Source organism: Mesorhizobium sp. M0923, assembly GCF_040319365.1.
Classification (GTDB): domain Bacteria; phylum Pseudomonadota; class Alphaproteobacteria; order Rhizobiales; family Rhizobiaceae; genus Mesorhizobium.
Window position 1 is genome coordinate 84,660 of record NZ_JAMYNW010000027.1, and the last position, 7,923, is coordinate 92,582.

Sequence of the window (7,923 nt, forward strand, 5' to 3'; positions counted from 1 at the left end):
GCCTCTTGGGTTGCTCACGTGCTAGAGCGCGAGCTGCGAGCGGTTGACACGCTGATCTCGGTTCGCGCGAGCCCCAATCCGAACCACAACGTCCAAAGGGCCATCACGAAAGACGACGCAACCCAGACGAGGCTGCCCAGCCAGATGCCGAACCACATGCCCAACGGCCAGCCGGCAAAGGCAGCAAGCCCAGCCACAACTCCGACCAGTGACGCCCAGGTCGGCGTTATCTGTTGCCGGCTCAGCGCCTCATTGCCGGCGATCACGACAACCGCCAGACACAGGAACATGAATCCGTTGGCCTTGCCTTCGGCGAACGCCCACCAGGCCGTGAAGCGCGCCATATCGTTGGCGGCGGCGGCATCGGCGACGGTGGTGGCCTCGGCCACGGCGGTGGTATCGTCCAGAGGGCGCCGACCGGCACCACCGCCCAGGGGGATAGGGTCGACCAGTGTTCGGTCAGGCGAGAGCCCGCGGTCAACACGATCAGGCTCGCGACGACGAACAGCGACAGTGCTGCCGCGGCGGCCCAATGCACGACCACCCACAGGGTGACGTTGTTGGCGATGATGTGCATTTGAAGGGCGAGGTCGGGATGAATCGGCCCGTGACCGACCAGGACGAAACCTAAGAGTACAGAAGCAATCGCAAGCCAGGCGCCCGCGACCCGCATCCTGGTATCGGTACGTGACATCGCTTCCTCCTTTCATTGTGGCCGGATGTTTGCAGCGCGATCACCGAGTCCGTCCTGCAGTCTGCAGGCGAGTTGCGCCGAGGCGCCGCGCATCCATAGCCGACAGGTGCAAGCTTAGGCCGGAAGGGAAGGCGGCGCTTCGGCGAACTACCCAATCGGCGCCGACGATGCATGGGTGATTCCACCCATTGCCGGGCACGCTCAGACTAGGCGGTGCTCGTAGGCCCAAGCGGTGGCGGCGGTGCGAGTGGGGACGTCGAGTTTGTTGAAGATATTGCTTGCGTGCCTGTCCACTGTCTTTCCGCTCAAATGCAGTTCGTTGGCGATTTCCTTGTTGGTTTTGCCAGAAGCGATCAGGCGGAGGACTTGCAACTCGCGGGCAGAGAGACCGCTGGCTTCCTCCGACCGCATGTCAAGCAGAGCATCGATGCGAGAAACGTCGGGCGTGGCACCAAGCTGCTGAAATACTGTCCGTGCTGCCTGCAGCTCCAGTGTCGCGCCGTCTTCGTCACCGAGGGCGCGGCATGCCAGGCCCATGATGACCCGTACGCGCGCTGCTTCGTATGGCGCGTCGACTTGCTGCCACTCCTCTATTGCCCGGCGCAGACAAATCGCCGCGGCCTGCGCTTCGCCTTCTGCCAGTTCCACCGCTCCCCGCGCGTGGGCGGCAAGGGCGCGCAACGGTTCGGTCCCGTAGCTTTCTGCAACGTCCGCCAGTTCGTGGCAGGCACGCCGTGCTTCCTCGATGTCGTCAGCCGCCAGCATGATCTCGACGTGAGCTGGCAGCAGCCGAATGCGCTTCACTTGGTCGGTCGTCGCGGCCATGACGCGCCGGGTTGCGGCCACAGCCGCATCGATGTGCCTTTCGGCCAACCGCAACAGGGCAAGGCCCGGCTGCGGTTCGAAGCCATATTGGCTTGCACTCCGATATGCCTGTTCGGCCGCTTCAAAGTCTCCACGGAGGCGGTGTACTTCCGCCAACTGGTACCACGCCCCAGCCGTATCTTTTCGATTATTTGACTGCGTCAAACGCTCCACGGCATGCTGCGCTTCGTCGATTGCGTCCTGCCATGCGCCGCTGAGCCGTTTAATTTCAGCGCGATGCATCAGGCAGGTGCCGCTAAAACTGATCAGCTGGGGCTGTTCCGAGCACCATCGCCCCAGAGCGGAAGTCCATTCGCGTGCGCGACCCAGAGCATGGACTTGCTGACACGCTTCGATCACGCTGCAGTAGATCAGGCCGGTAAGCAGCGGCGACAATTCGCCGGCCGTGACCGAAACCATCGCCTCATCGAGAAGCGCGAAACCTTCTGTGGTCCGCCGCTGACGTAACAGAACACGGCCCTGCAGGTGCCGCGCACAGGCAACGAGATCCGCATCCGCAAAGCGCTCGCCAATCTCGACTGCGCCGCTGGCCGCAGCGTAGGCTGCCTCAAGGTTGCCCGCAGCAAGATTCTGTTCGACGTGGGGCAGCATCAGGTAACCCTGTTCGACACAATCATGTGGCTCGCGTTCGAGCAGTCGATGGGCCCGTCCAAACCAGCCGGTCGCCGGAGCCATCTCCCCACGAAAGACAAGACGCAGGCCCAGCCAGAAGGCGCAGCGGGCGTCGCGATGGTATTCGCCAGCGTCGAGATATGCATGATGGGTTCGCTCCAAGGCCCGCAGGTACTCCTCGTCGCGCCCGGTCAAATAGGCCGACATCGCCAGCCGTTCGAGATCATCCACAGCAAGCGGAGCCGTCTCATCGGCGTGCGAGAGGAACCTATAGGCGTCGCCCCACGCCCTTTCTTCGTAAGCCTCACGACCGTGAGCGAGCTGATCCGTCTCTTCCAGGGAGCCGCTGTTGCATTGCTGTCGATCTGAGCTGCCCATCCCATTGGCTCCGCAGACGAACAGAAATCCTAGCCATCAATGGCTACTTTCCGAGGCGGAGTATAGCATGCTCGAAAATGAATGAACGGAATGCACTTAAGCGCTCCGAATGAGAGCGTTCCGGACGACAGCAAACGGGTCGGATCGCGACGCTCATCGCACAAGATGCAAATGTCGTCTCATGACGCGACCAAGCCGTCCGACGACCTGCCGCGCAACGGGCCGACCTTATCCTCCCTCCTGAGCTTGCCATCTGCGGCCGGTGATCTGGCGCGATCTCTGCAGCAGGTGCTCGCTATGTTATCGGAGTAGGCTAGGCGCAACCAAAAGCTGCTACTTGCGAAACCTCGACGAGTGGTAGACCACCATCTCCTCACCCGCCTCTTCCGATTGTCAGTAGCCCACAACAAGTCAATGAAATCAAAAGCGATGCGTGCAGGTTCGCCATCTTGGACTTGGCTAACCGAGGGCACAAATAACCTCTAACACGTTGATAAATAACGACAATGGTGGGCCCGGAGGGACGTGGTCTTTTCAACAAAAACAACTACTTAGCGGGTGGTTAGCCCAACCATATCCTTCGTATGTTCTCGCATTTGGTGGCGAAACTAGTGACGACAACTCCGAATGAGGACCGGCTCAACAACAATGGAGAGAGGCCTAAGTCCGGCGGCTCAGTGTCAGAGGCGCGGACGAAACGTTCCAAGGAATGCCGAAACCATGTCCTGCTCGCCGGCGCATTGCCGGCTTATCGGGTATATTGGCTATGCTGACTTCCACTGTTTCCATTGTGAAGAGTTGTTAGAATCCCTTACGGCAAAGGTTTTCAAGATCGGCTTTTGCCATTCCCTCGATGCCGACCGCAGGAAGAATATCATTATCTGCCTTGAGATCGCGACCACAAGCTGCCGATAATATCGAAACTCCGGACTCGTGGAGTATCGCCGGTTTCCCCGTTAGTTTCCCCAGTAGTACGGTCGGCAGCAGTCCGAACGGAACATCCTCTAGAATATAGCGGCTTTCGATGGTTGTCGGGCCAAAGCCGCCACGGCCTTGGCGCTCCATCTCCTGGTTCATCTCCGAAACGGTTCCCATCGGAACATGGAACGACAGTGAAAAATGCTCTCTGACGGTGCGAACGGCGATGCTGAAATGGGCCGCGATGGCCAGCCGTTCGGCATCCAGAGCCTCGATAAGACGGCCGACGGCGGGAGTGACGTTTCCCCCCTGGCTCCATTGCTCGGCCTTCTCCATGCGTGTCAGGTTAAGAAGCGCAATACCTAGATGGTTTTGCGGGTTGAGGTTGCTGAGCGCGATCGCAAGCATCCCGTCGCGCTGGACGAAACGATCGCCGAACAAGGTCGTGCAAAGTTCGTGTCCTTGATCCTGGTAACTGAAAGGCAGCGTCGCCACGTCAAGCTTCTGGCGAATGGTGGTGACATGGACTTCGGTTGGTCCGAGCTGGCGGCCAGTCAATAGTGTTGTGCCCCAAACGACGATCGGCAACGAGACCTTGCGTTCGGCCAACCGCTTGGAGAGATAAAGCGCCGAGAACGAACAATGCGAACTGATGATGACCGGGATTCCATCAATCAGATGGGGGGCGGCGGCATCCATCACCATCTTGTGGCCGTAGGCCGGAAGCGCAATCACCACCACGTCCGCGTTGGCGACGGCATCCGTGCAATCCTTGGCAATGCGCACCGGCACCGTCGCGTCTATATCCCCTGTGGCTTTCAATAATTCACCCGCAGCCAACGCCCTGGTGCGCTGTCCCGACGGTGACCAAAGCGTTGGCGAATGTCCCGATCCTGCCAAATACGCGGCAAGGCCATAAGCAATTGCTCCGGCGCCCAGAATACTCACGCGCATAATATTCCTCCTGTTGCTGGCTTTGTGGTTCGAGAATCCTTGCCGTCGTCACACATGAAAGTTTTCATCAGGAGGTTCCGCAAGCCGGAGTCGCGTCTGCCGTCCTCGTCCGCCTCCGCCAGGGATTCCGGCTCTGAAGCCGGCCAAATGCACAAAGCCGCAACGAACATTAGTTTCCGCTTGACATATATCAAAAACGAATGAGACGATGTCAATCATACGGATTGCGCATGAAGGAGACCATGGAAACCCGGGACCTTCAGACTTTTCTTGCGGTTGCCGCCAGCGGCAGCATCACCAAGGCGGCTGACATGCTCGGGCGCTCCCAACCTGCGGTGACACGCACGATTCAGGATCTCGAGGCCGAGCTTGGCTTCGAATTGCTGCACCGGATCGGCCGACGGGTGCAGTTGTCTGAAGAGGGAGTCGCCTTTGAAGAGGAAGCGCGGCGCCTGCTGATGTCCTTCACCGAACTCGCAGCGCGAGCCAAAATGATCGCCGCCGGCAGGGGACGGATCCTGCAGATTGTCACAACATCTGCGATCGGGACCGGCTTGATCCCGACGGCCCTGGCCGAGCTCCAAGGTGCCGAGCTTCCACACGAGACGCATCTCGGGCAATTTCTTCCTTCGATCGTAGCCCAGGAGGTGCGCAGCGGACGCGCCGAGATCGGGTTTTCAAGCCTGCCGCTCGATACGCCCGGACTGGATGTTCTACGGCTGTACTCGGCGCCTGACGTCGCTGCCGTGCGGGAGGACGATCCGCTGGCTGAACTTGATGTCGTGCCGCTTTCGGGTTTTGCCGGGCGCCGCGTCGCCACGCTGCTCAATCCACTGCGTTTTCAGTTGCACGTCGCCAAAGCGCTGGCGGCTCGCGGCATCGACACCGGCCCAGTGATCCGGACCAATACTGCCTATGGCGCGTTGCAGATCGTGCGTCAGACTGGGGTCGCGGCTGTCATCGATCCCCTCACGGCATACGGCGTGCCCCTGCCCGGTGTCGTCATTCGCCCTCTCGACGTAACCGTTCTCTTTTATTGGGGTGTTGTGGCTGCCGCAAACCGTCCCCTTCGTCCAGTTGCGCAGGCGCTGATGGATGCGGTCGAAGCGGTGGCTGAACGGTCGATCGCCGGTTTCAGGAAACTCGATCCAGCTTTGGCCGGCCAATTGGTCACCGATCCCGCCTCGGGCACAAATAACGGGACGGGAATATGAAGCATATTCCCACCCCGGCAGCATCGAGCGGCCTTGCCGCGCTGGAAGCCCAGCTCGCGCAGGACCTCGACTTTCTCGAGCTGCCCGCCAAGCCTTGGGTCCCCAAGCGCACGCACGATAGCGCCCCGGTCCGTGACGTCGTTGTCATTGGCGCCGGCATGTGCGGACTTGCTGCTACGGCAAAGCTGGTGCTGACCGGGATAACCAATGTCGTTGCCTACGATGCGGCTCCGGCCGGGCTCGAAGGACCATGGGTAACTTTTGCGCGTATGCAGACGCTGCGCTCGCCGAAAACCCTCCACGGTCCGTCGCTCGGGCTGCCGCAGCTCACGTTCCGCGCCTGGTTTACGGCACAATGGGGACCTGAGGCCTGGCAGTCGCTGGACAAAATCCCCAAGGGCCAGTGGATGGACTACCTGGTCTGGTACCGGAAGGTTCTTGGTCTGCCGGTGCGCAACAGCGTGCGCATGACCGGCGTCGCAGCCGTTGGTGATCTGATTGCAATCGATATCGAGGGCGCGGAAGCCGGCCGGGTTCTCACCCGTCGCCTCGTTCTGGCCACCGGTCGGTCCGGTCTCGGCGGTTTTGCCGTGCCCGATTTCCTCAGGGGCATCGATCGCGCCTATTGGGCCCATTCTGCCGACGACATCGATTTCGGTGCGCTGAAAGGTAAGCGTGTCGCGGTCATCGGCGCTGGTGCCTCGTCCATGGACAATGCAGCAACGGCGCTCGAGGCCGGAGCCGGCTCGGTCGACATGTTGATCCGGCGCAAGGAAATGCCGCGCATCAACAAGCTGACCGGCATAGGCAGCCAGGGCGTTGTACATGGCATTTATCACCTGCCCGATGCCTGGAAGTGGAAATTCTTCGACTATACCGCCTCGACCCAAACACCGCCGCCGCGTTCATCGACGCTTCGGGTGTCTCGTCGTGCGAATGCCCGGTTCTTTCTCGACTGCGGCATAGTCGCGGTAAAGGAAGATGCCGAAGGCCTTCTGGTCGAAACCACACAAGGGCCGATGCGCTACGATTTCATGATCGCGGCAACCGGCTTTTCAAACGATTTCAGCGACCGCCCGGAATTTGCAGCACTCGCCCCACACATCCGCACCTGGTCGGATGGCCGATATACACCGGATATGGGGCCGGCTCGTACAGGCATGTCGGAGGCGCCAGATCTCGGTCCCGCCTTCGAATTTCGCGAACACGTTCCCGGCTCCTGCCCGATGCTAGCACATATCCACTGCTTCAACGACGCCGCCATGCTGACCCACGGCAAGGTCTCCGGCGATATCCCGGCCGTCAGTGCCGGTGCCGACCGTCTGGTCCGCGGCATTGCCGCGTCGCTGTTTGCCGAAGATGTCGAAACCCACTTCGCCAATCTGATCGCCTACGACACGCCCGAGCTTCTGGGCGACGAATGGGTCGATTCAACACCCTTGCTGCATAAGGAGGCCGCGCTGTGATCGACGCAATGGACAAGGCCGCCGGTATTTCGCCGAACGATGCACTTTTCGCTGCGCGGCGGTTTCGGCCCGAATTTGTGCAAGGGGCGGAGGAATGTCGCCTCTCCGTCCTGCAGCCGGCAAACGATCAGGGGCTGGCGCCGAATTTGAGGGTTGCTCTGGCCCGTCGCATGGCCGCTCTGAATGCCGATCCCGTCCTGATGGCCGAATATGATGTGCAACTGGCCCAACTTGGTCCGACGGAGCAGCTCAGAGCATTGGCTCGGGGCGAAACGGATCTCGATGAGCCATTGGCGACCATCGCCCGTCACGTCGACCTGATCACGCTGATGCCGAAAAAGGCGGAGGCGAGCCACATCGCCCTCCTCGCTGCGGCCGGACTGAACAATCCTCAGATCGTCGCACTCTCCGAACTGATTGCGTTCGTCAATTTTCAGACCCGAGTGGCGACCGGTCTGCGATTGTTGAGGTTGGCATGATTTCCTCTGTTCGCCTGAAGCCGCTCAATTGGCATCCCCACATCGCACCGGTCGAGCTCTCCGAGGCCACGCCGGAACAGCTCGAAGCGATGAAGGTCACGCCATCGGCCAAGAAAGTTTCGGAGTATGTGCGCACCCTTGTGCATGATCCCGAGAGCTATCTTGCCCGCACCGTCTTGTTCAACGCGATCATGTATGTCGAAGGCGGGCTTGCCCGTCGCGACCGCGAACTTGGCGCATTGGGTGCCTCGATCGTCAATGGCTGCAAATTCTGCGCCGTTGTTCACGCCCGCCGCCATGCAGAGCTGACCAAGAGCGATGAT

Annotated in this window: 7 protein-coding genes; 4 read left to right on the forward strand and 3 right to left on the reverse strand. The window is 60.6% G+C overall.

The window, feature by feature from the left end:
* Window positions 1-14: 14 nt before the first annotated feature.
* The 3 genes from NKH89_RS31055 to NKH89_RS31065 all read right to left on the reverse strand — a co-directional run bounded on the left by NKH89_RS31055 (window position 15) and on the right by NKH89_RS31065 (window position 4,441).
* Window positions 15-389, reverse strand: a complete 375-nt coding sequence (locus NKH89_RS31055; protein ID WP_352911074.1) for a hypothetical protein — start codon at window positions 387-389, stop codon at window positions 15-17.
* A 506-nt stretch (window positions 390-895) separates the two neighbouring features.
* Window positions 896-2,569, reverse strand: coding sequence for a helix-turn-helix transcriptional regulator (locus NKH89_RS31060; protein ID WP_352911076.1), 1,674 nt, complete (start codon window positions 2,567-2,569; stop codon window positions 896-898).
* 801 nt (window positions 2,570-3,370) lie between these two features.
* Entirely contained in the window at window positions 3,371-4,441 is a 1,071-nt protein-coding gene (locus NKH89_RS31065) for an NAD/NADP octopine/nopaline dehydrogenase family protein (RefSeq protein ID WP_352484298.1), read from the reverse strand.
* A 230-nt stretch (window positions 4,442-4,671) separates the two neighbouring features.
* On the opposite strand from NKH89_RS31065, the gene NKH89_RS31070 reads away from it, so the two are divergent.
* From NKH89_RS31070 to NKH89_RS31085, 4 genes are all read left to right on the forward strand, one after another.
* Window positions 4,672-5,655 carry a LysR family transcriptional regulator gene (locus NKH89_RS31070; RefSeq protein WP_352484297.1) on the forward strand — a complete coding sequence of 328 codons (984 nt, stop codon included), beginning with the start codon at window positions 4,672-4,674 and terminating at the stop codon, window positions 5,653-5,655.
* A complete protein-coding gene (locus tag NKH89_RS31075; protein ID WP_352911080.1) occupies window positions 5,652-7,121 on the forward strand; it encodes an NAD(P)-binding domain-containing protein in 1,470 nt (489 codons plus the stop codon). Before NKH89_RS31070 ends, NKH89_RS31075 begins: the two co-directional genes overlap by 4 nt.
* The gene (locus tag NKH89_RS31080; protein ID WP_023723195.1) at window positions 7,118-7,600 is read left to right on the forward strand and encodes a CMD domain-containing protein; all 483 of its coding nucleotides are present in this window, start codon (window positions 7,118-7,120) and stop codon (window positions 7,598-7,600) included. The genes NKH89_RS31075 and NKH89_RS31080 overlap by 4 nt, the downstream gene beginning before the upstream one ends.
* Window positions 7,597-7,923 (forward strand): peroxidase-related enzyme (locus NKH89_RS31085; RefSeq protein ID WP_352911082.1); only part of this gene is annotated, 327 nt, incomplete at its 3' end. The genes NKH89_RS31080 and NKH89_RS31085, both read left to right, overlap by 4 nt.

What these genes read in the sequence shown, in the direction of transcription:
- NKH89_RS31060 (WP_352911076.1), bottom strand. Translation starts at nt 2,569, where the DNA reads ATGGGCAGCTCAGATCGACAGCAATGCAACAGCGGCTCCCTGGAAGAG.
- NKH89_RS31065 (WP_352484298.1), bottom strand. Translation starts at nt 4,441, where the DNA reads ATGCGCGTGAGTATTCTGGGCGCCGGAGCAATTGCTTATGGCCTTGCC.
- NKH89_RS31070 (WP_352484297.1), top strand. Translation starts at nt 4,672, where the DNA reads ATGAAGGAGACCATGGAAACCCGGGACCTTCAGACTTTTCTTGCGGTT.
- NKH89_RS31075 (WP_352911080.1), top strand. Translation starts at nt 5,652, where the DNA reads ATGAAGCATATTCCCACCCCGGCAGCATCGAGCGGCCTTGCCGCGCTG.